The 21,250-nt window shown below is 58.6% G+C and carries 20 protein-coding genes and 5 pseudogenes; 11 read left to right on the top strand and 14 right to left on the bottom strand.

Annotation, left to right across the window (positions count from 1 at the left end; translation table 11 throughout):
• Together ABID59_RS10490 and ABID59_RS10495 are read right to left on the bottom strand one after the other, a co-directional pair.
• The gene (locus ABID59_RS10490; protein ID WP_354083602.1) at positions 1-327 is read right to left on the bottom strand and encodes a helix-turn-helix domain-containing protein; all 327 of its coding nucleotides are present in this window, start codon (positions 325-327) and stop codon (positions 1-3) included.
• A 119-nt stretch (positions 328-446) separates the two neighbouring features.
• The gene (locus tag ABID59_RS10495) at positions 447-947 is read right to left on the bottom strand and encodes a hypothetical protein (RefSeq protein ID WP_354083335.1); all 501 of its coding nucleotides are present in this window, start codon (positions 945-947) and stop codon (positions 447-449) included.
• Positions 948-1,006: 59 nt separating this feature from the next.
• Here ABID59_RS10495 and ABID59_RS10500 point away from each other — a divergent pair, with 59 nt between their 5' ends.
• The 4 genes from ABID59_RS10500 (at position 1,007) to ABID59_RS10515 (ending at position 4,631) form a co-directional block, all read left to right on the top strand.
• Positions 1,007-1,459: a serine hydrolase domain-containing protein gene (locus ABID59_RS10500; protein ID WP_354083336.1), complete on the top strand. Its 453-nt coding sequence runs from the start codon at positions 1,007-1,009 to the stop codon at positions 1,457-1,459.
• Positions 1,460-2,157: 698 nt separating this feature from the next.
• Positions 2,158-2,394 carry a hypothetical protein gene (locus tag ABID59_RS10505; RefSeq protein ID WP_354083337.1) on the top strand — a complete coding sequence of 79 codons (237 nt, stop codon included), beginning with the start codon at positions 2,158-2,160 and terminating at the stop codon, positions 2,392-2,394.
• Between the two features lie 554 nt (positions 2,395-2,948).
• A complete protein-coding gene (locus tag ABID59_RS10510) occupies positions 2,949-4,133 on the top strand; it encodes an acyltransferase family protein (RefSeq protein ID WP_502916791.1) in 1,185 nt (394 codons plus the stop codon).
• A gap of 291 nt (positions 4,134-4,424) precedes the next feature.
• A complete protein-coding gene (locus ABID59_RS10515) occupies positions 4,425-4,631 on the top strand; it encodes a hypothetical protein (RefSeq protein ID WP_354083338.1) in 207 nt (68 codons plus the stop codon).
• 9 nt (positions 4,632-4,640) lie between these two features.
• On the opposite strand, the gene ABID59_RS10520 is transcribed toward ABID59_RS10515, so the two are convergent.
• Positions 4,641-4,880, bottom strand: coding sequence for a hypothetical protein (locus tag ABID59_RS10520; protein ID WP_354083339.1), 240 nt, complete (start codon positions 4,878-4,880; stop codon positions 4,641-4,643).
• A pseudogene (locus tag ABID59_RS10525) lies at positions 4,877-5,101 on the bottom strand (transposase domain-containing protein); the annotation flags it as partial. The pseudogene ABID59_RS10525 and the gene ABID59_RS10520, both read right to left, overlap by 4 nt.
• Positions 5,102-5,184: 83 nt before the next feature.
• Here ABID59_RS10525 and ABID59_RS10530 point away from each other — a divergent pair.
• Both ABID59_RS10530 and ABID59_RS10535 read left to right on the top strand, forming a co-directional pair.
• Positions 5,185-5,586: a hypothetical protein gene (locus ABID59_RS10530; protein WP_354083340.1), complete on the top strand. Its 402-nt coding sequence runs from the start codon at positions 5,185-5,187 to the stop codon at positions 5,584-5,586.
• A pseudogene (locus tag ABID59_RS10535) lies at positions 5,573-5,947 on the top strand (recombinase family protein); the annotation flags it as partial. The gene ABID59_RS10530 and the pseudogene ABID59_RS10535, both read left to right, overlap by 14 nt.
• Here ABID59_RS10535 and ABID59_RS10540 read toward each other — a convergent pair.
• The 7 genes and pseudogenes from ABID59_RS10540 to ABID59_RS10570 all read right to left on the bottom strand — a co-directional run.
• Positions 5,925-6,149: pseudogene (locus ABID59_RS10540) on the bottom strand (IS66 family transposase); the annotation flags it as partial. The pseudogenes ABID59_RS10535 and ABID59_RS10540 sit on opposite strands and share 23 nt — an antisense overlap.
• Positions 6,150-6,218: 69 nt before the next feature.
• Positions 6,219-6,566 (bottom strand): IS66 family insertion sequence element accessory protein TnpB, encoded by a 348-nt coding sequence (tnpB, locus tag ABID59_RS10545; RefSeq protein ID WP_354083341.1) that lies wholly within the window; start codon positions 6,564-6,566, stop codon positions 6,219-6,221.
• Entirely contained in the window at positions 6,563-6,958 is a 396-nt protein-coding gene (gene tnpA / locus ABID59_RS10550; protein ID WP_354083343.1) for an IS66-like element accessory protein TnpA, read from the bottom strand. Before tnpA ends, tnpB begins: the two co-directional genes overlap by 4 nt.
• 345 nt (positions 6,959-7,303) lie before the next feature.
• Positions 7,304-8,225, bottom strand: a pseudogene (locus tag ABID59_RS10555) (formylglycine-generating enzyme family protein).
• A gap of 361 nt (positions 8,226-8,586) precedes the next feature.
• Positions 8,587-9,799, bottom strand: a pseudogene (locus tag ABID59_RS10560) (sulfatase-like hydrolase/transferase).
• Between the two features lie 155 nt (positions 9,800-9,954).
• A complete protein-coding gene (locus ABID59_RS10565; RefSeq protein ID WP_502916792.1) occupies positions 9,955-11,676 on the bottom strand; it encodes an arylsulfatase in 1,722 nt (573 codons plus the stop codon).
• A gap of 177 nt (positions 11,677-11,853) precedes the next feature.
• Complete coding sequence (locus ABID59_RS10570) at positions 11,854-12,810, bottom strand: helix-turn-helix domain-containing protein (RefSeq protein ID WP_354083344.1); 957 nt, start codon at positions 12,808-12,810, stop codon at positions 11,854-11,856.
• Between the two features lie 274 nt (positions 12,811-13,084).
• On the opposite strand from ABID59_RS10570, the gene ABID59_RS10575 reads away from it, so the two are divergent.
• Together ABID59_RS10575 and ABID59_RS10580 are read left to right on the top strand one after the other, a co-directional pair.
• On the top strand, positions 13,085-14,146 hold the full coding sequence (locus tag ABID59_RS10575) for a SphA family protein (protein WP_354083345.1): 1,062 nt from the start codon (positions 13,085-13,087) through the stop codon (positions 14,144-14,146).
• 233 nt (positions 14,147-14,379) lie between these two features.
• Positions 14,380-14,787, top strand: a complete 408-nt coding sequence (locus tag ABID59_RS10580; RefSeq protein ID WP_354083346.1) for a hypothetical protein — start codon at positions 14,380-14,382, stop codon at positions 14,785-14,787.
• Between the two features lie 42 nt (positions 14,788-14,829).
• Here ABID59_RS10580 and ABID59_RS10585 read toward each other — a convergent pair whose 3' ends face one another.
• Together ABID59_RS10585 and ABID59_RS10590 are read right to left on the bottom strand one after the other, a co-directional pair.
• Positions 14,830-15,846 (bottom strand): AraC family transcriptional regulator, encoded by a 1,017-nt coding sequence (locus ABID59_RS10585; RefSeq protein WP_354083347.1) that lies wholly within the window; start codon positions 15,844-15,846, stop codon positions 14,830-14,832.
• A gap of 232 nt (positions 15,847-16,078) precedes the next feature.
• Positions 16,079-17,068, bottom strand: a complete 990-nt coding sequence (locus tag ABID59_RS10590) for an HAD family hydrolase (protein ID WP_354083605.1) — start codon at positions 17,066-17,068, stop codon at positions 16,079-16,081.
• 354 nt (positions 17,069-17,422) lie between these two features.
• On the opposite strand from ABID59_RS10590, the gene ABID59_RS10595 reads away from it, so the two are divergent.
• The gene (locus ABID59_RS10595; protein WP_354083348.1) at positions 17,423-18,226 is read left to right on the top strand and encodes an LssY C-terminal domain-containing protein; all 804 of its coding nucleotides are present in this window, start codon (positions 17,423-17,425) and stop codon (positions 18,224-18,226) included.
• A gap of 162 nt (positions 18,227-18,388) precedes the next feature.
• Positions 18,389-18,667 (top strand): hypothetical protein, encoded by a 279-nt coding sequence (locus tag ABID59_RS10600; RefSeq protein ID WP_354083349.1) that lies wholly within the window; start codon positions 18,389-18,391, stop codon positions 18,665-18,667.
• A 173-nt stretch (positions 18,668-18,840) separates the two neighbouring features.
• On the opposite strand, the gene ABID59_RS10605 is transcribed toward ABID59_RS10600, so the two are convergent.
• Entirely contained in the window at positions 18,841-18,978 is a 138-nt protein-coding gene (locus ABID59_RS10605) for a hypothetical protein (protein ID WP_354083350.1), read from the bottom strand.
• Positions 18,979-19,492: 514 nt separating this feature from the next.
• Between ABID59_RS10605 and ABID59_RS10610 the strand changes: the two genes are divergently transcribed.
• On the top strand, positions 19,493-20,962 hold the full coding sequence (locus ABID59_RS10610; RefSeq protein ID WP_354083351.1) for an arylsulfatase: 1,470 nt from the start codon (positions 19,493-19,495) through the stop codon (positions 20,960-20,962).
• The last annotated feature ends 288 nt before the right edge of the window (positions 20,963-21,250 follow it).

The raw sequence follows: 21,250 nt of genomic DNA on the forward strand, positions 1-21,250 counted from the left end.
TCACATTTTGGTTCGGGCGCGGCGCAATGTTGATGACGGCATTTCATGAAATACGGCCCGGTAAGCTACGGCGAAGCGTCCGAGTTCGAGAAAATGATGGTCTCGCGCGATTGCCGCGACACTGGCCGTTTCCGGATCGGCCCGCCGCAACGCCGCGCGCGACCTATTCAAGCGTCGCACGAGGTGATATCGTGTCGGGCTCATGCCTAGAAATTCGGTACAGCATTGTCGCAATGTCCGCTCCGGCACGCCGATCGCTGCGCAGAGCTCAGACAAATTCAGGTGGGGCTCGTTTCGTGCGGCCAAAGCCTCCTCGAACCGGGCCATGACATCGGTGTGACGGCGTATTCGCCTCGGACTATCGCTGATATTGTCGACTGTCAGACAGTTGACAAGCGCATACAAGAGTTCTTGCTCGAGGGCGCGCGCAACCTCCTGATTGCCTATCAGCTCGCGTTTGCTCTCGACGAGACGACCGGCCTTGGAAAAAGCAAGTGTTTTGCGACCCCCAGCGGGGGCCGTATCACCTGACCTTCCAAAGGCGGTCTGATGCTTTGCCCGGTCAGGGCGTTGCTGCAGGCCGCAAGCAGCTCGGGCGGAAGCGATATGAGCCCCCAAATGCCTTCCCCATCTGTCCTTACATGCACCCGCTCGCCGAGACCATGGAAGACGAGATCGCCGAAACGCATGCGAACTCCACAGTATGTCAATGACGCTTCCCTGTTCGCCGCGAACGAGATGATCGCCTGAGCCGGCGGCAGCGCGAGAAAGCCGATACGCGGCAGATTCTCATGGCCGCAAAGCACATGCAGCCCGCCTAAATTCAACCATGTCAACCGCCCGTTGAAGTCTCCGCCAGCCGTGATGAAGAGATCGATTCTCGCAGCTCCGATTGCGGCGCTGAAGTCATCGGGACTAGCAAACGTGGCTGTGCCCTGCTCCGCCATCAAAGCCTACCTCATGTGCTGCACGCCGAAACACGAACAGCTATGACCCAAGACGCAGGTTGGAGGATCGAGGACGAGCCGGCTATGCAACTTCGGAAGCCGGATGGGCGACTGTTGGTATTTGCGGAGGCTCTCTTGTCGCTCCCGGTCCTCGGGGAGCCTTTGCCAATCAGTCGTCTGAACGACTCCAGCATCTCACTGGCACCCTAAGGACCGAAGTGGAAGGGAAGCGGATCCCGGGAGCGGTCATCGCCGTCGCCCACTGGTGCCAACTGGCGTGTTTCGAGGCGGTGGGCTTTCTTGACCCGGACGCCAAAACGCCGATGCCTCGAAATGCGATATTCTGCATTGCTTCGATGACAAAGCCGATGGTTTCCGTCGCCGTCATGATGCTCCACGACGAGGGCAAGCTCTTCATTTCCGATCCGGTCGGCAAATATTTGCCGGCTCAGGCCAAGATGAAGGTCGCCGCAGTCGAGACCGACGGCGCCGGCGAGAAGCGGCTGGCATAAGATCAAATCGCCGATCATCATGGCAAAGCTCGACTATCTCAGTCGCGATGTGCATTTTTATCGGTGGCCCGATGGCGTATAAAACACCGTTCATCGGCGCGGAGTGGGTGCCGACGCGGACCCCGTTCATGCTGCATCTCTACGCTGCCCTGGCGGAGAAGAACGCGCCACGATATCCTGCCGCGCCAACGACGCCTTGGCAGCCCAAGAAGGGTCGAAGCCGTCACGTTAGACGGGCTCAGGGGCTACGCTGCGTAAGCTCTAGCTAGGGCAGAGCGCGCAGCAATTGTGACCCGTGCCCAACGAACTGGCCGGCAAATCTGCGCGGAAGGCTGTCGGGGTGCTCAACGAGCGCAAAATTCCCCCGCTCACCGAAGGGGCTTGGCGTGCCGCGACGGTTATCCGTCTAATGAAGCGGCTTGGGCTGGCCTAATCGATCGGTACCGGCTCATAATCAGCCTTCTCCGACGCCCACTATACCATCGCTCTGGGAACGTCGCTGGTCGCCAACGGCGGATCTACCCTCCGCCAAGCGTTATTGATCTTGCTTCGAAATTCGGTGGATCGGGTGTTTCATCCACGACGTATTCCACGTTGCTTTGCGCGGCTACCCACGAAGCCATTTCGCAGGGCGGCGAAGCACCATCGATACAATCCGCGCTTAGCCTCCTTGCCAATCAATAACGGGGACGGCGATCATGTTGAAAATGCTTTTGGACGCGATTTACGGGGGCGCCATTTCGGCTTCGATTCCGGGCATGAATACCCAGGGCGCAAACAACAGTGCACCCACGAGCACCGCCGTCACGAGTGCTCCTTGGCTACCAGAATTGATTGAAGCGCTGGATAACGTCGCTGCGCTTCCCGCGCCCGGTCAATTCGAGATCGATGCATGTCATGGTCGGTTACGTCGTCAAAGCGCACCCGCTCAGTAAACACTGCATTGAGAGCGGCGAACGCATGCGAGTGTGAACCGGCGGGATTTCTGACAAACAAACGCTCTTGGCCCGGCACGGTTCTCGTGCGGTGATCGCGCGCCGGGCCTAACCATTCCCCGCTTCCCCCGTGAGGTTCGGCTGAGCTGAAGATAACAAGATTCTCGGCGCACCTTATACTTGTTTGTGCAAGCCCCAGAATGCAATCAGCAGAAGGGCGACGGCCCCTATCCCGAGCAACAAGAGAACGGTTTCCAGCATGACGAATCAAGCTCCGTTCGCGCGGAGGGTATACCGGAGGAAACTCGCATCATAGCCGCTCGCGGCGCTCAACGAATTCGGCGAGGGCGAGCCGTAATGGTGCGCCGCACCGGCAGAGGAGCTTGGCGCCGCAGCGAATACGCAATGCGAGCTGGCAGGCAGATAGTATACCGTGTCCACACCGGTGTGCTGCAACGATAGATACCGGTTGTATCGAGATTCACGAAGCCATTCGCACGGCAACTGTCTCCGGAAGCGATCTATTAGCATCACAAACGACGAGGGGCACGCTCATGTCATTGATGTCCATCACGACGGGAGCCGCCGACACTGCGGCGGTGCCCAAGGTCAAATCCCGAAACCCTTCGCTTGATCGCGCCCGGACCTTTCTGACGCTGGTGGTGCTGCTGCACCACGCCGTCATCCCCTATACTTATTACGGTCACACCGACCCGAAGGAATTCTTCGGCTTCGACATGATCGTGCTCGCCACCGACAGTTTCTTCATGGCGATGTTCTTTTTCCTGTCGGGGCTTTTTGTATGGCCGGGTATCGCCCGGAAGGGTCAGCTGAACTATTTGTCAGATCGCCTGCTACGGCTTGGCCTGCCATTCGTGATCTGCGCCTTCACGTTGATTCCGCTTGCTTACTACGCCATCTCGCTGCGGCAGCATCCCGAAATCGGCTTTTCTGAATTCTGGTGGACCACGATCACGAAAGGTCCGTGGCCGAGCGGACCAATCTGGTTCCTCTGGGTCTTGTTCGCTTTCGACCTCATTGCCTGCATGCTGTACCGGCTGTCGCCCAACATGCTCGATCCGATCAATCGCCTCTCGCTGCACGGTCGCCGCCGACCCGCGGTGTTCTTCGCGGTCATGCTTGCTGTCACCGCCGCGTTCTACATTCCGGGACGGATTCACTTCGGAGCAGGCAGCTGGTTCGAGTTCGGGCCGTTCTCGGTGCAGCACGGCCGCGTGTTTCTCTACGCGTCCTACTTTTTCTTCGGCGCCGGCATAGGTGTTCAGCAACTGGATCGCGGATTGCTGGCTGCAGACGGCCGCATGGCAAAGGTCAGTTGGGATTGGATGCTGCTGGCGATCGTCCCTTATTACCTCATGTGGGTGTTGATCTCGATCAAGCGCGACAATCTGGGCAATCCGGAGAGTTTGCCCGACTGGTATGAAGCGACCTATGCCCTCTGCTTCACTGTCTTCAGCGTAGCCATCCTATTCCTGATACTGGCCTACTTCCTAAGGTTCGCCAATTCGGGCAAGAGCATACTCGATTCGATGCAACCTGATGCCTTCGGCATATTCCTGGTGCACTACCCGATCTCGCTATGGCTGCAGTATTGGCTGTTCGACTTCAATGTGCCGGCTACCGTGAAAGCACCCATCGGATTCGTATTGACGGTCGCTTTCAGCTGGGCGCTGACGCGCGCGTTGCGGCGAATCCCGGGCGCGAAGCGCGTGTTGTGAGCAGCAGTGTGGACGGAAGATCGAGACAAACTCGGATGCTCACATTCCGGACTTCCATCACGTTTGCGGTAATGACGTTTATTATCGCGCTGACGGGACTGCTGATCGCCATTCAGCTCCATTCTCGTGGTGGAGGCTCTGGTTGACCAACTGCTGGTAAAACCCAAGAGATACCGTTCAGGATGCGCCGGTCGTCAACACAGGGAACGTCCCGCGGCTTGTCGGAAGTAACGACCTGATGGTAACGCCATCGCCAAAGTTATCATTGTCGTCAAGCATGATATTATCGACATGGATGCCGATGCGAAATTCCATCCTGTCATCGGGCGAAACATCGGCGTTCTTAACCGCAACCCGCGCTGGACTTCCACGGCACAACGGGCCCGCATCTGCGACACTGGCAAGCTCAACCAGCATTCCATCGCCAGTAGTCTTGACGACGCGTCCACGATTAACAGCTATTGTAGGATCGATGAGAATCGTATCCATTCGGCGTAGGCTGCAGGGTTACCGCCTGAGCAGTTCAGGGTTCTCTTTGTAGAACCTGATCATCTCGATGAGACGTTCGATGCCGAAGTCGGTGAACGCCTGGATGCCGTCTTCGCCGACGCCATAGACCCAGATGGCTCCGTCCTCGATCTCCATTTCATTGGCGACGTCTCGCAGCCAATCTTCGTCTTCGCCGAGGTCCCTCGCGACCTGGGTGATGGTGGTGACGTGATGGACCTTGTTGAGGTGGGTGGTCATGCCGCTCGAGCGGAGATTGCTGATGCTGGCGTCCAATTCCAGGGCAGAAGCTCGTTCAGACGGTGAGCCGGATGGGCGGCGATCCGGGCGACGATATCCGCAAGCCACGCCTGCGGGTCGATGCCGTTCATTTTTGCCGTGACTATCAGGCTGTACATCGTCGCGGCACGGTCGCCACCACCGTCTGAGCCGCAGAACAGCCAGGATTTCCGGCCAAGAGCCGTTTACCGTTCATTCTGCCCATGTCGGGGAGGATTTCGAAGTCCACTATCGTTGGCATCCCTATTTTGGCCGGATGGTGAACGTGCGTCGTGTGGAGCAACGCGCGACAGGTCAGTTTTTGCGGATCCGAACCGCATTGGGCACGGTCATCACGATTCCCGGCTGGATGGTAGATCCAATCGCATGCGCGGAGATGACCTCCGGGCCACCACAAGTTGATCTTGCCGCATTGTCAGAGCTGAAGAGACTGGTCACAGCGCTCGCCATTTCCACAAACTCCCCGAGCGATCGAGTCGCATGGGAGAACGCCGATGAAGCAGGAGCGCGTAGCTGTACGGATTTCAGACGGGCAACTGAGCCTGATATTCGCAGGCTGGACAGGATGAACGAGGCGGCGCGGTTGAAGGCGTTACTGACGCTCGCCCAAATCCTCATGCAGGCCGCCGGCCTGGTAGTCGAGGAGCTCGGTGATGCCCGACACTGACCAGATCCCGGAAGCGCTCTTGAAGCGCAAAGCCGTCGTCTATGTGCGGCAGTCAACGCAATCCCAGGTGATGGCCAATCTGGAGAGCCAACGGCGACAGTACGATCTTGTGGATATTGCGCGACGGCACGGCTTCTCCGACGTGGAAGTCATTGATGATGACCCCGGCCGTTCGGCGAGTGGAACGGTGGCCCGGCCCGGCTTTGATCGGCTGGTCGCATGGTTGTGCGCAGGAGCCGTTGGCGCCTTGATTTGCTTCGATGCATCGCGGCTCGCGCGCAACGGCCGCGATTGGCATCATCTGCTTGAGTTATGCGGGCTTGTCGAAGCGAGGGTGATTGATCACGACGCCGCGCCGAACGCTCTGACCGTTGGCCGTAGATTTGATGCTTCAGCTTAGCGATCCGCAGCTTCTGCTGGGCGATCAGCGCCTCGTCGTCCGACGCTTTCGCGCGGGCGACCGCGAGTTCAGCCGCGATCTCCAAACCCTTCGCGCGCTCGGCTGCCAGCGCCGCTTTCAGGGCGGTAACGTCATCCGGAACAGCGTCGCGGTCGGCATCCATGCGACGCAGTGAATCACAGATTGGGCGCGATGTGACTCCCCAAAATGCCCGCAGCCGCAGTTTCTTCGCTCAACCCGCGCTCTGCGGCCGCCAACTCAGTTGCGGATTCCGCCAGTCGATGCCCTCGAGCATGTAAGCCATCTGCGCCGCAGAGATCGACACCGCGTCAGCCGACGCCGACGGCCAGATGAACTTGCCGCGATCCAGACGCTTGGCGTAGAGCGACATGCCCAATCCGTCATGCCAGAGGATCTTGACCAGATCGCCGCGGCGGCCCCGAAAGATGTAGAGATCGCCAGCATGCGCATCGCGCTTTAGAATCTCCTGAATTGTAAGAGCCAGGCTTCGCATGCCGCGACGCATGTCGGTGTGGCCAGTGGCGATCCAAACCCTGACGCCGCTCGGAATCGGGATCATCGTCGCCGCAGCAGCTCAAGAACTCGCTGCAGCGCCTCAACGTCCACGTCACGGTCAACGCGAACGCGACAGCCGCCGCCAAGTTCGATCTCGATGATCCCAGCCCTTGCACGCTGCGCAGGCGGGGAAGACGCCGGTAGTGGCGCGTCGCTCGAGATCGGAGCAGCCACCGGCGTGATCTCGACGGGAACGAGAGCCGGCACGGAGTCTCCGCCCAGTCGACCCTGGCGCGCTTGTCGACGCCAAGTAAAAAGCAAGCTGTGAGCCATCCCGTGCCGGCGCGCGACGCCGCAGACTGTCTCACCAGCCCGCAAGGTCTCTTCGATAAGGCGGACCTTCTCGTCGTAACCCCATCGCCGCCGACGTTCGGCGCCCAACACATTGACCTGCATTCGCCACGCGACCTTAAAGCTAGACTTAAGGTCAAATCCTCGGGCCGCCCCTCAAACTACACAAGGCGGCCGCCGCCGGAGGGATACTGAGAATCTGACGGATTATTCTAAGTTGAGCCAGCGTGCCTTCTTCGTCACAGCCATACCCTGCGATGTCAGCCGCAAGCACCGCCGCGAAGCGAAGGACTTGCATCGACGATGGCCGACCAAGTTGCCCGCGTTACGTCTGGACCGAAAGAAAGAAATCCGTAAGACGGCGCAGATCATCACTAACTTGCGTCAATAAAGCGCTTCATACTGGGGCAGGTAAATTGGCGCGCCAACTGAGCTACGCCTTGTTCTTTCTCATGGCGATGTTCTCCTGGAGATACACCTGAACCCGACATGGCTGGCCGACGTGTCGATCGGCTCGGCATGACGCGCCGCCGGCCGATAACGACGGCAATAGTTGGGCGCGCACAGATGCGAGCCGCCCTTGAGCACCTTCCGGGGAAATCTTGATCTTCGGGTCACGCGGATCATAGCTCGCGCCCTCCGGGCCACCGCGGGGGTTCTCCGGAATGCAACAGGCCTTCGGCGCATCCGCTTCATGCTTCGGCGAATACCAATCGGTCGTCCACTCCCAGACGTTGCCAATCATATCGTACAGACCATAGCCGTTGGCCGGAAATACCGTGACCGGCGAGGTTCGCTCGAAACCGTCGGCCGCGAGATTCTCATGCGGGAAATTGCCCTGCCAGGTGTTCGCCATGTGTTTGCCGGCAGGCGTTAGTTCGTCACCCCATGCGAATTCAGCGTCGTTCAATCCGCCACGCGCGGCGAACTCCCATTCGGCTTCGGTCGGCAATTCCTTGCCGGCCCATCTGGCATAAGCTTCCACGTCACGGTAAGCGACGTGAGCGACGGGATGGTCGTCGAGCTCGCGGATGTTGCTGTGGCGGCCATAAGGCCGGCGCCAGTTGGCGCCGAATGCGAACGTCCACCATTCGCCCCAGTAACGCAGGTCAACAGCCTCCTTGGGCGGAGTGAAGACAAGCGAGCCGGCCTTGAGCATGTGGGGCAAAGCGTTGGTATAATCCTTCGCGTCGGGCGTCACCTCGGCAAAGGTGATGTAGCTGGTCGCAGTGATGAACTCGCGGAACTGGCGGTTGGCGACGGGCGTCCGGTCTATCGAGAAGCCATCTACCGTGACTCGATGGACCGGCGCTTCCTCCGGGTAGTGCCTGTCCGAGCCCATGCGAAACGTGCCGCCCGGCACGTATACCATCCCCGCATCCGCGGGACGCGTGAGCGATTGACCCGGATGGAATTTCGTATCGGTGAAATTCATTTCAAACTCCGGCCGCCCTTTCCAATAAGCGCTTATAATTTCGACGACGATACTGCCCGAGCGGCGGCCCTCGTCACTATGCGAATTCGGCAGAAACGCCGATGGCGCGCTATCGTAGTCGTTTCCCGGGCCCCTGCAAATTATCGATAGAGTCAATTGGTGCCCAGGATGGACTGGGGGGGTGGGTCGCGAGCATCAGACCCGGGATCACTCCGGCAAAATCTTGAAGGAGAAGCCACCAGGTGCTCGACTGCCGAGGCAGCAACGCGATGTTGGTCGTGACGAGAGTCTCCCCCTGCTAGTTATTGACCGGCGGCAATCGCAGCTTTTCTATCGCCTGCTCAACGGAAAACGAGCCTGGTCTTTGCTGCGGCGGAAATTGCACGAAACTCGCAAGGTGCTGGCCCACGGTCGCCTGCGCGGGAACGACTACGAAGGCATGCTCAATGAAGTCGCCGGACTCATGCTGGGCGCGCTCAAACGGATCAGATTTCAGATTGTACAGGATCGGCAAGCGGAGCTGAATCATCGGCTGCTGCCAGACACTCAAGCCCTCAGAATTTTGTTCCAAGAACACCGCCTTCCACGCATCATAGCGCAGGCCGGCGAGATTGCCGTCGTCGGTCCAGTAGAAGAATTCGCGGCGTTTGTCCGGTCCCCTGCGGCTGAGAAGATCGCGCTGGTCATACCCGTCGAGGTGAACCTTGAAAGTCTGCCCGGCTGCATCATAACCCTGCAGAAGCTTCTCCTTGACAGCTGGCTCGCCGGCCGCCGCGACCAGTGTCGTTGCCCAGTCCTCCGCGGAGAAGACGTCGTTGATCTCGGTGTGCGCTGGCACCAGTCCGGGCCAGCGTATCATCGCAGGCATTTCTGCTTTCCCCATGCGCCAAACCGGGCGTCGTCACCGGGCGTGTCGGTGGTGGTCGCGACGCATTTCAAGACCCCACGCGGGCCGAACTGGGCTCTATAAAGGCAGAATTCTTCGGATAATCAGGGTGCTCCGGCTCGTCCTCGGCATTCAAATGGTAGAGGTTGCCAAAGAACTCATCGAAACCGTGGACGGTCGGCAGAAATTCGTTTCGATCGCCGAGATGGTTCTTGCCGAACTGAGCAGTCGCATATCCCTGCCGCTTGAGCAGCTCAGCGATGGTCGGATCTTTGCCCGACAATCCTTCCTTTGCTCCAGGCAGGCCCACTTTCAGAAGCCCCGTCCGCAACGGACTTTGGCCGGTGATGAAAGCAGCCCGGCCGGCGGTGCAGGACTGCTGTCCATAATAATCGGTGAAAATCGCACCTTCGTTGGCAATGAGATCGATGTTGGGCGTCCGGTATCCCATCATCCCACGATTGTAGGCGCTGATGTTCCAATAGCCGATGTCGTCCGCCATAATGACGAGAATGTTCGGCTTCTGCGGCTGTTGCGCCAAAGCGGTGCCGGCGGTCATTGACCCGATCGTGGTCAGTGCGGTCAGACTGAGCAGATCCGATCGAAGCTTGCTTACAAAGCTCATGGAGTGTTCTCCCCTGGATTCCTCACAAGATCGGGATCGTTTCGAGCGTGCATTGTCGAGCGTCACTCGATGCGCAAAAGCCGGCCCGCTACATCTTGCTAAAAGTGGCCGGCCTTTGGGCCGGCCACTGACGTTGGATGTCTGCAGGCGTTCAGTTACTCGCTCTGATGACCGGACTTCTTCATCTCTGCAAGGATACCGTCGAGGTTATAGGTCTCCGGCGCCTGCATCGGAGGGAAGTCCTTGTACGAGAAGAGCTCCTTTTCCCAGAGCAGTTGGCCGAGCGGCAGAATATTCCAGTCATATAGGTAGGCGGTGCTCGGCGAACCAATCGAACCGGCATAGCCCAGCAACGATTTGGCATCGGAGCCGACCGTCTGTTCGAATGGGTCCCGCTTGATGTTGGCAACCTGCGTCCAATGGAAGCTCTGCGCTCCGAACAACCCGCCGGTCCCGGTGTCCGGCACCATAGTGTAGTACATCTTCCAGTTCTTGTAGCGTACAGCCGATGGCTGCGCGCCGGTGTAGTAGAAGAAGACTTCGCGCGCGGATTTATCCGTGCCTTCGAGATAGGCGCGCTGATCGACGCCATCGAGTGTCGTCTTGACGATGCCGGGATAGCTTCCGGCTTCGATCTGCTTCTTCAAGGCGTCGCCCTTCGGGCCGCCGGCGATGTCGACGAGTGTCGGCAGCCAATCAAGTGCCGACATCATCTCGCTCTTGACCGTGCCGGGCTTGATGTGGCCCGGCCAGCGAACGACCAGGGGAGCGCGCATGCCGCCTTCCCAGGTGGTCAGCTTGCCCCCCTTGAAGAGGGTGGTCCCGCCGTCGGGGAAAGTGATGTTCTCGGCGCCGTTGTCGGTCGTGAAGACGATAATGGTATTGTCGAGCTGGCCCATGTCCTCGAGTTTCTTGATGACATAGCCGATATTGTCGTCCATCTGCTTCATGCCGGCCTCGTTGAGGCCCCAGTCCTTGCCACCCGGCTCGCCGATCATCGCCTCGTATTTCGGGGGCAGCACGGTGGTAATGTGCATGCGCGCCGGGTTGTACCAGACGAAGAACGGCTTGTTGGTCTTCTTGGGATCGTTGCGATCAAGATAGTCGATGACCTTGGCCGAGATTTCCTCGTCCACGCCTCGTGATCGGTCGAGCGTCAAGGGACCTTCGTCCCTGCAGGTCTGGTTTGCTTGCGAGCCGTCCGATGATTTGCACGCAAGCACCGGTCGCGGCGGCGTCAGACACGTCGTTGTTCGAGGATCCACGGCACCGGGGACATCGGTGAGGCCCGGGACCGGGGTTGCCCTGCACGGGGGCGCAATGCCTTGCACGGTCGGGCTCTTGTTGATGTCAGGAAAACTCACCCCCTGCATCGCGTCGAGGTGATACAAATAGCCCCAGAACTCCTGGAAACCATGCGCGGTTGGTAGCGCCTCGGGATTGTCACCAAGGTGATTCTTGCCGAACTCGCCGGTGTTATAACCGAGGTCGAGCAAGAACTTGGCAACGGCGGGGGTACCGGGCCGCAGCCAGGACGGGCTGCCCGGCAGCTGCGGAGGTATCATGCCCGTGCGAAGCGGATGCATGCCGGTGAAGAAGGCGTTGCGCCCGGCGGTGCAGCTCTGCTCGGCATAATATGTCATGAAGAGCGCACCATCGTTTCCGATGCGATCGATGTTCGGAGTCTCTCCGACCATCAGACCGCGATGGTAGATGCTCGGTTGCATGATGCCGATGTCGTCACCCATGATGAAAAGAATGTTGGGCTTGCCAGACGCCCCTTGTGCAACGGCTGGCAAAGTAATCGCCGGCAAACTGGCCGCGGCCAGGGCAGCGGTTGAAAACAGCTTATTTCTTAGACTTTTACTCATCTTCATCGCTTCAGCTCCTATCTTCAAAATCGTGATGGGTGAACAGACAGACTTTCGAAGTCCGGCAGGCTGCTGCAAAAAAGAGATGTCATTGGCCGGTAGCCGCGGTTGAGCTCCCCACGATATCAACCTTCCCAAGCTCGCTTTGGGTGCGCTATGCGAATTCGGCAGACCGTCTCCCAACTATTCCGTTTCGATTGAAACGCGGCGCAGTGTTGATGACGGGGTTTCACCAAAAAAGACGCGGTAAGCCACGGCGAAGCGCCCAAGCTCGGTGAACTGATGACCCCGCGCAATCTCGGAAACACTTGCCGTGCTCGGATTGGCGCGCCTCAACGCCGACCGCGCCCTGTTCAACCGCCGCAACAAATGATACCGGCCCGGGCTCACACCCAGAAATTCGGCGCAGCAAAGTCGCAAGGTCCGCTCCGGGACGTCGATCGTGGCGCAGAGTTCCGACAGATTCAAATGGGTCTCACCTCGTACCGCCAGGGCCTCTTCGAAGCGCACCATGATGTCGGCATGGCGTCGCCTCCACTTCAAGGGTCTATCGGCGCTCTCCGTGGATAAGCAATTCACCAACGCATTCAGAAGTTCTTGCTCGAGTGATCGCTCAACTTGAGGGCTCGCAATCAGCTCCTGTTTGGCTTCGGCGAGACGACATGCCTTTGAAAGCAGGCTCAGCAACAATCTGGCTGTGCCGCGTGCCGGCACTATTGCGCAGCTCTCTGATGGCGCCTTGATACTTTTGCCGGTCAATGTCCTGCTGCATGCGGCCAGTTCCTCGGGTGCCAGCGATATGACGCACCAGTCCCCTTCCCCAGCTGTCCGCTGATGCGCTCGCTCGCCGAGCGAATGGAAAATCAGGTCGCCCGGATTCAAACCGATCCCGCAATATATCAAGCCGGGTCGCCCGCTCACCGGAAGCGAGACATGCACATGAGCGGGGGACAATGCAACGAAGGCAATGCGCGGCAGATTCTCCCGTCCCCTCAGCAGATGCAGCCCGCCTAACTTCAACCGGGTAAGGCGTCCTTTGAAGTCTCCGCCTGAAGTGACAAAGAGATCGACCTTCGCGGCCTCAATTGCAGCGCGGTACTCGTCGGGACTGGCAAACGTGGCCGTGCCGTTCTCCACCATCCAAATGTTCTCATTTGAGGCGCGCCGCCGTCGTTGTCGGCCATGCCAAGCACGCAGCATGAAAGATCGGCCACGATCTGCCTATGCAACTTCGGAAGCTGGAGCCCTTCAGACGTCTTGTCGCATCCGGACGGCCCCACGCGGCTCGCCCGGTACACCCTAAGTGTTGCGCGGACACATCAGAGGCGAACAGTTGGAGCCTTTTGCCGTTTTTGCATAGCATCTTCCAGAACTACAGATAGCATGGGGACCGAATTTACCGGGGAGCGGGCAGATGCAACGTGATCGTCTGAACTGGAGCGGCTTGCGGCTTGGCGCCGGCGCGATCGGTACGCTGCTGATCCTCGTTCCCCAGGTTTCTCGCGCCGACGAAAGTGGCGTTTCGTTCTGGCTGCCTGGACAGGTCAGCAGTCTACCAGCAGCCCCACAATCGGCGTCAGGCTGGTCCATGGGTACTGTCTATTATCACACCAGCGTAGCAGCATCCGGCTCCGTCGCTGCGGCGCGAGAGATTCAGATCGGCAGGTTCGCACCGAACGTCAACGTCAGCTTCAACGCAAGCTTGAATGCGCAAGCCGATCTCCTGCTGCTGAACCCGACCTACACATTCGGCACCCCGGTCCTCGGCGGCCAATTGGCGATCGGCGTTACCGGAATATTCGGCCGTTCGGCCGCGACCATCGACGGAACGCTGACAGCCAATGTCGGAGGATTTGCCGCAACCCGGATGGGAAGTATCGGAGATTCGATTACATCCGTCGGCGATCTCTATCCGATGATCACCCTGAAATGGAATTCGGGCGTGAACAACTACATGACCTACGTGACGGGTGATATTCCAGTCGGCGCTTATGATCCGAGCCGTATCGCCAATCTCGGCATCGGCCACGGCGCGATCGATACGGGCGGCGGCTACACTTACTTGAACCCCGCTACGGGCGTAACACTGTCCGGCGTTGCGGGACTCACCTACAATTTCAAGAATCCCGACACGCAAGTTCAAAGCGGGATCGATTTCCATTTTGACTGGAGTGTGGCCCAGTTTCTTTCGAAACAGACCTTCGTTGGTTTCGTCGGATACGCCTATCAGCAGATTTCGGACGACACAGGCGGACATCCTCTCCTCGGCGGCTTCAGATCCCGTGTCTTCGGCATAGGCCCGCAGTTCGGCTATCTCTTTCCCATCGGGGGCATGCAGGGATATCTTAACGTGAAGGCATACGGGGAGTTCAACGCGGCAAATCGGCCGTCCGGTTGGAATACGTGGCTGACATTTGCGATTTCCCCAACCGCAGAAACGGATGCGAAGCCGACCCGGCATCTTGTGACGAAATAGCATTGACGTCCACCGGCTGTGTTCCAGCACCGGGAATGCTTTGCTCATTGTCGAACTGCCCACTTCGAGCATCAGCTGAGTTTGAACGCGCCGGTTAGCCAGGCAAATGCCTCGAACCGGCTGAACTCTATCTCCCCTTTGCCGAAGTTGCATAGCCGGCATCCGGCAATGGTCTAGCATAAACTGTGATGCGCCGCCGAATGGCCGGCCAACTGGCAACGCGGGAGAAACAAATGAAGCCCAGAGCGTGCGTCCTCATTCCGATTCTGGTCGCTAGTTGGATTGCCCTCGAGGTTCCAGCGAATGCGCTCGAAGTAAATGGCCCATGGGCCACTTCTCCTTCCTCCTGCGGCCAAGTGTTCATCAAGAAGGATGGCGCGATTTCTTTCAGGCAGGATTCTGACCAGTACGGCGGGGGGTTCATCCTGGAGGGAGACAAGATTCGGGGACAGATGCAGACCTGTACCATCAACAGGCGAAGGGAAGACGGGAATGTCGTTCATATGATCGCGAAGTGTGCGGATGACATCATGACATCGAATGTTCAATTCAGCGCGAAAATCATCGATGAGAACACTATCGCACGAATTTTTCCGGGAATGCCGGAGTTCACGCTCAGCTATTCGCGCTGCCCAATGTGATTGATTGATTCGAAAGTTGCCTCGCTATTCGAGCGGAGACAATCAGCAGCTCGGAGTGCCCGTCGGTAACTCGCAATTGCGGCAATGGGTGACGTCAGATACCTTCGAGATATCGGCGCAGGGCTGACGCAGTGAATCCGACGGCGACTCGTCAAAGAGGGCTCGATAGGCCACAGAGAAACGCCCAAGCTCCCAGAAACCGTGATCGATCGCAACTCGGGTAACGGTCGTCTTCGAGGGGTCCGCCTGTCGAAGTGCGCGACGGACAAGGTGGAGCCGCCGTATCGCGAGAAAGCGGATCGGCGCTATCCCCAAATGTTTTTCGCAGACGACCCGCAGGGTCCGCTCGGCTACGCCGATCTCCGCGCAAATCTCCGTCAGGTATAATGGCCGGTCAGGATGACGCTCGAGAAATTCCTCGAACCGAGCCATGATCAGGTCATGACGTTGGTCTCCCGCAGTCATCTTCGGTGCTTCACCCTCGGTGATGCACCGGATTAAGGTTAGGGTGATGTCCTCCTCCAACGCACGGACTACGTCGGGGAAAGAAAGAATGTCAGGTGTGGTTCTCGCAAGTTGGACAATCATTGCATGAAGGTTTAGCAGGTGAGACATCAGCTCAGAAGGTGGTCTTACGGGATGTTTCCTCGCTGGTGCGATAAACTCGCGGCCCATGATCGCGTTGTAAAGAGCGCCGAGATCATCCCACGACATCGACATCGCCCCCCAATTGCAGTCGACCTCTGTCCGCCGAAACATCAAGTCGGTGTCGTCAATGACAATGTCGCCCGGCAAAACCTTCATGCCGCAATGCTGCATCGCCGGCTGGTTCGACCTGGTAAGAAAGCCGAAGGCGGCACGACGCAGCTTGGCCGCGCCTATACAGATGCGCGGCAGATCCTCATGCGCCGCGTGAACCCACAGCTTGTTCATGCTGACTTGTGTCAACTCCGCGTAGAAATTGCCTTTCCCGGCAGGAATTAGATCGATATCGATTGATTGAAATGCCGACTGGTACGAAGTGGGGTCGGTAAAGCTAAGTACCCTGCTCCAAGGCATTATCCCCCTCCAGGATTTGCCGACAACAACGATCTGTCGGACGTCAAACAACGCGGGAGCCCCCGTCAAATGGGATTCCCCAACCACCGTCTAGTTGCGTGATGCCAGTTGTGCGACTTGACGTGGGCGGAGCTTGATCTATCTCAAGGAGCCGCGCAACTAAAGAGTTTTCCGGGGAGTAGAGGCATCATCTGCGCTCGCCAACTGGTCCCATAACACATCGTGTGGAAACTTAGCGCAGATCGAATGGAAAGATCACTTTCCAATCTTTCTTCATATCGATCACGGTCCATCTGTTGGTAACGGCCGCATCCAATGCAACGTCGAGACGTCCGAAATGGGACTGCCGATCGTAGGCATATTCGCGCTCGGCGTCCGTGTGATGAACGATAGCACCGAAACGCGCGCCATCGCTGATGGTCGTCCACTGGAGCATATCGAGATCACCGTCAGAGTTTCCGAACGCCGCAATCGGACGGCGGCCGATTGCCTCGTTAATGCCAGCCGGCTTACCGGCCTTGTCGTCGATAAAATTCAAATACGGCACCCGGAATAGAGTGGGGATGCCATCCCGCATCCGGAATTCGGTCTTGATCGACGATCCAATCACCTGCTCAGGGTCAACGCCGTATACTTTCTCGGTCCATGGACGCATGAACTCGACACCGCCACCCGACACAATGAAGGTTTTGAAACCGTTTGCCCGCAGGTAGGAGAGCAATTCGAGCATCGGTTGATAGACCAATTCGGTATAGGGCCGCTTGAAGCGCAGATCGCGTGCCGTGGTGAGCCAGTCCGTCACGATCTTTGAGAATTCATCGTTAGTCATGCCGGCATGGGTCATCATGATCAATTGAACGATATCGTGCTCGTCCATTTTGGCCGAGGCTTCGACGTCACCCTCTAGGACCGATTGAAACGGCTCCATGTACGCCCAGTCAGGATGCAGAGGTGCCATTGCCCTCACCCGATCGAGTGCAAAAGCCAGTTGGACATACATCGGCTGTTCAACCCAAAGTGTGCCATCATTATCGAATGTCGCGATCCGTTCCGTGGGTGCGACAAAATCAGGCCCGCCGGCTGTAGTTACGCGTCCGACGAATTCGACGATGGCTTGCTTCGTCGGCGTGGCATTCCATGAAGGCAAAGGATCGACTTCGGCGAGCGCAGAAAACGAGCAAGTCAAACCCAGCGCCAGCCCAAGGGTCCCGCCAGCTATCATGCTCAGAGATTTGCACTTCATTGCCTAACTCCAGGCGCTACACCAGTTGCTTTCGAACGGTGCTTTCGAACCCGCCGAAAGCGAAGCTTTAACGAATGGGCAGTTAGCGTCTATGCAAATCCGGCAGATTTGGCCCGACGATCGAACGACAGGGATCCGTCATCCGCGCGACGAACAGGCCGGCGTCTCTCGATTTTTCGGCGGTTCTGGCCGTTCTTGCATAGTCAGCACTTTGGTCACTATTTAGAACGGATAACGTCAGTTTCGTCGTATTGGGGCGGTGATGCTTGCCTACTGGCACCACCACGCCGCCGCCGAACCTCTGTCTTTGAAAAGGCCGCGGGGAACAGTTGGATGAATTTGTCTGCGAGAGGTCGGCGATGGCTCATCGGTCTCGGGGCCGCTGCAATCGCCTATCTCTCGCTGGCTTACGTCCTGGCGCCCGCTTTGTGGACGCACCATGAACACGAACCCGGCCTTGCCGATTTGCCCATGGTGACGCGTACCGCTGATGGCATTCCCGGTGATGCGCTTAACGTGGGGTTGGTCGGCGACAAGGAAGACATCACCCGCGCGATGCATGCTGCCGAATGGTTTCCCGCAGACGCCATTACCTTGCGGACCAGCATCGACATCATTGGCAGCGTCGTACTCGATCGACCGTACCACGACGCGCCGGTCAGCCCGCTCTATTACGATGGAAAAAAGCAAGAGCTCGCGTTCGAAAAACCAATTGGTACCAGTGCTGATCGCCGACACCATGTCCGCTTATGGCAGGTCCTTGAAAAAGGAGCGAGTGGCCGACCGGTTTGGCTCGGCTCGATAACATTCGACCGGGGGGTCGGGCTCAGCCGCGACACCGGGCAAGTCACCCATCACATTGGGCCTGATATTGACGCCGAACGCGACTTGCTGATGCATGACTTACGCGCTGCCGATATGGTCGAGGCGTTTTTCACGATATCAGGGATAGGGCCAACCCTGTTCGCGCGGAATGGCGAGGGCGATCCTTACTATACTGATGGAGAAATCGACGTCGCACGTCTTGTCGTCGATGGCACCAAGAGAATCGATCCGCCAGTAACTCTGCCAGCACCACCGCTGATCGCTCTCAAGGATCGGGGCTGGCACAGCGTCAGTTCCGTCATCGCGCAGTGAGATCGGTTGCTCTATAAGAAGCATCCCTTGCCCGTCCGTACGAAGAAGGCAAGCCATTCATGGAAAGCTGACACATTATCCCGTACTGGTATTCGCGGTGGCCTTTGTGTCGCTGTCACTTGCTTCAGTGACAAGCGCACGGGTGCGCAGGCGCCATCTATCATGACCGATGAGCAGAAGGACGATCTGAGCCTCGTCCTTGCAGCATCCCTGACACTGCTCGCCTTGATTATTGGCTTCAGCTTCTCGATGGCGACCAACCGTTACGACCAACGCAAAAATTTCGAGGAGGCGGAAGCCAATGCGATCGGAACCGAATATTTGCGTGCCGACTTTCTGCCACCGGCAGATACCGCAAGGGTGCGGGCGCTTCTGAGCGACTACACAAAGCAACGGATCCTGTTCTTTATCAATGCCGATGACGCGCCGCGACACGAATAGACGAACGGACCAATCAAGAAGAGGCCGATCTCTGGGCTGCGGTCCGAGGACCGGCTGCGGTCCTTCCGGGGCCCGTTGCTTCCCTTGTGCTCGCCGGCATGAACGACGTCATCAACTCGCAAGGCTATACGTAGGCGGCTTACTGGAATCGGATTCCCAAAGCCGCCTGGTATTTACTGGCGGCGATTGCGCTGTGCTGCAACGTGCTGTTCGGTTACCGGATGCAGACCACCGGCAAGCTCGCTCTCGTGCTGCCCCTGGTCGTTTCGATTTCCCTGCTCCTGATTGCCGACATCGATGCGCCGCGACATGGGTTAATACACGTCAGGCCGCAGAACCTGGAAAGCTTGTCGAGATCGTTGGGGCATTGACGTATATCGCTCTCCGATGCGACGGCGGCTCGGGATGGCACGATCCATGCTGACGATCACCCTCAGGCATATTTCTTCGTGCCGGAATCGCATAGCCTCTGTTCAACTCTTCGGGCATTATCGGCGCAGAGACCAACAACGCGCCCGCGGAGATGATTCCCATGACCAGGCGTAGCAAGCCCATCATACTTTTCGTCTTTGCAGCGATGCTCCCGACATTCGCTTCAGCCGAGGCCCCTCGTCGCCCGGTCGGGGCGGCTCACGATACGTACCGCAAGCCATTGCCGGACGTCGGCAGGAAGGGCCAATTAATCCTGCGCCAGGATTTGTTCGACCGCCAGAATCCAACCAACCTGCGGTCAGACTGGCCAAGCCCGCCTGCCCAACCCGGCCAGATCTGAGCGGACGATGCGGTCGGCGGGTCAGGTAACCTGGTCCAACAACGGAGCGTGAGATGAGTATGATCGAAGGCGTCCGGTTCAGCTCGTTGGCGTCGCTTGTCGTGATGACAGTCGCCTTTTCGCCAGTGTTGGCGCAACAGCCAAGGAAGCCCAATATTGTCGTCATGCTCATGGACAATCTGGGCTATGGGGAATTGGGTGTTTACGGCGGTGGCCTTCTTCGCGGTGCGGCCACGCCGCGTATCGACGCACTTGCCGGTGAGGGAACGCGCCTGCTCAACTTCAACGTCGAGGCGCAGTGCACCCCGTCCCGTTCCGCGCTCATGACCGGCCGCTTCGCGATCCGCTCCGGCACCTACGAAGTCCCCATCGGCGGCGTCCCCGACGGATTGACCCAGTGGGAAGTCACGATCGCTCAGTTGTTGTCGGGGCAAGGCTACGCCACCGGCATGTGGGGCAAGTGGCATCTCGGCAGCGCTCAGGCCCGGCTGCCGACCAATCGAGGATTCGACGAGTGGTATGGCATCCCGCGCACTTACGACGAGGCGATGTGGCCGTCGCTGGACGAGACCCGGAGCATGTGGCCATCGGTCGGCAACAAGCAGGGCTGGAGCGCCAGGTTGGTCGAGCCGGAGCCGATTTACGAAGCGCGCAGCGGTGAGACACCCCGGGTTGTCGCGACTCTCAATGTCGACAATCGCCGAACTATGGAAGCCGAGATCACAAGGCGCGCCGTCGATTTTATCAAACGTAACGCAAGCGCCGGCAAGCCGTTCTTTGCCTACGTTCCATTTTCGCTGATGCACATGCCAACACTGCCGAATCCGGAGTTCGCAGGCAAGACCGGCAACGGCGATTGGGCGGACTGCCTCGCCGAGATGGACTACCGAACCGGACAGGTCCTGGATGCCATCAAGCAGGCCGGCGTTGAAGACGATACGCTCGTCATTTTCACCAGCGACAATGGCCCGGAAGCCACCAACCCCTGGGATGGTGATAGCGGGCCCTGGCGCGGGACCTACTTCACCGCGATGGAAGGCTCGCTGCGTGCCCCCTTCATTATTCGGTGGCCGGGCAAGGTGCCCGCAGGCCGTGTGAGCAACGAGATCGTTCACATCGTCGACCTCTTCACGACGATCGCTCACGTCAGCGGCGCAGACGTTCCGAAGGACCGTCCGATTGATGGCGTGGATCAGCTCGACTTTTTCTTCGGCAAGCAGGAGGCCTCCAACCGCGAAGGCTTTCCCGCCTATGTAGCCGACCGGCTCTCGGCTGTGAAATGGCGCAACTGGAAAGTGCACCTGGTCTGGCAGGAGAATATGTATGCGCCGCCACAGAAATTGCCTTTGCCAAAAGTCATCAATCTGCTTACCGACCGAAAGGAGGCGCGCGATGTTGCCGCTTACAACTCGTGGGTCGCTGACCCGGCGATGAAAATCATCGGCGGATTGGAGGAGAGCTTCAAGACATACCCTCCGATCAAACTCGGCAGCCCCGACCCCTACACACCGCCATCGCGGTGACGTCCTTGGGAGACTATATCATCCATGCCGAGACAGTCGCCAGGCTTGTCCGTGGAACGAGGACTTCATCGCGGAAATGGACCGCGCCGGAGGCGAGCGGATTTGATCCGCAAACGCTGAAGCCCTCTAGGCAGCTACCACACTCCGCGATGCGGCGAGCCGCATAGAGCGACCAGCGATGTGGGCCGTCACAGGTTCTGAGCGATGGCAGCGAAATAGACGCGCGACGACGCCGTCTCATTTCGGTTCGTTAAATTGAAATCCGGGTCTGCCGAAATCGCATAGTCT

Source organism: Bradyrhizobium sp. S3.3.6 (assembly GCF_040546905.1).
Taxonomy (GTDB): Bacteria; Pseudomonadota; Alphaproteobacteria; order Rhizobiales; family Xanthobacteraceae; genus Bradyrhizobium; species Bradyrhizobium cytisi.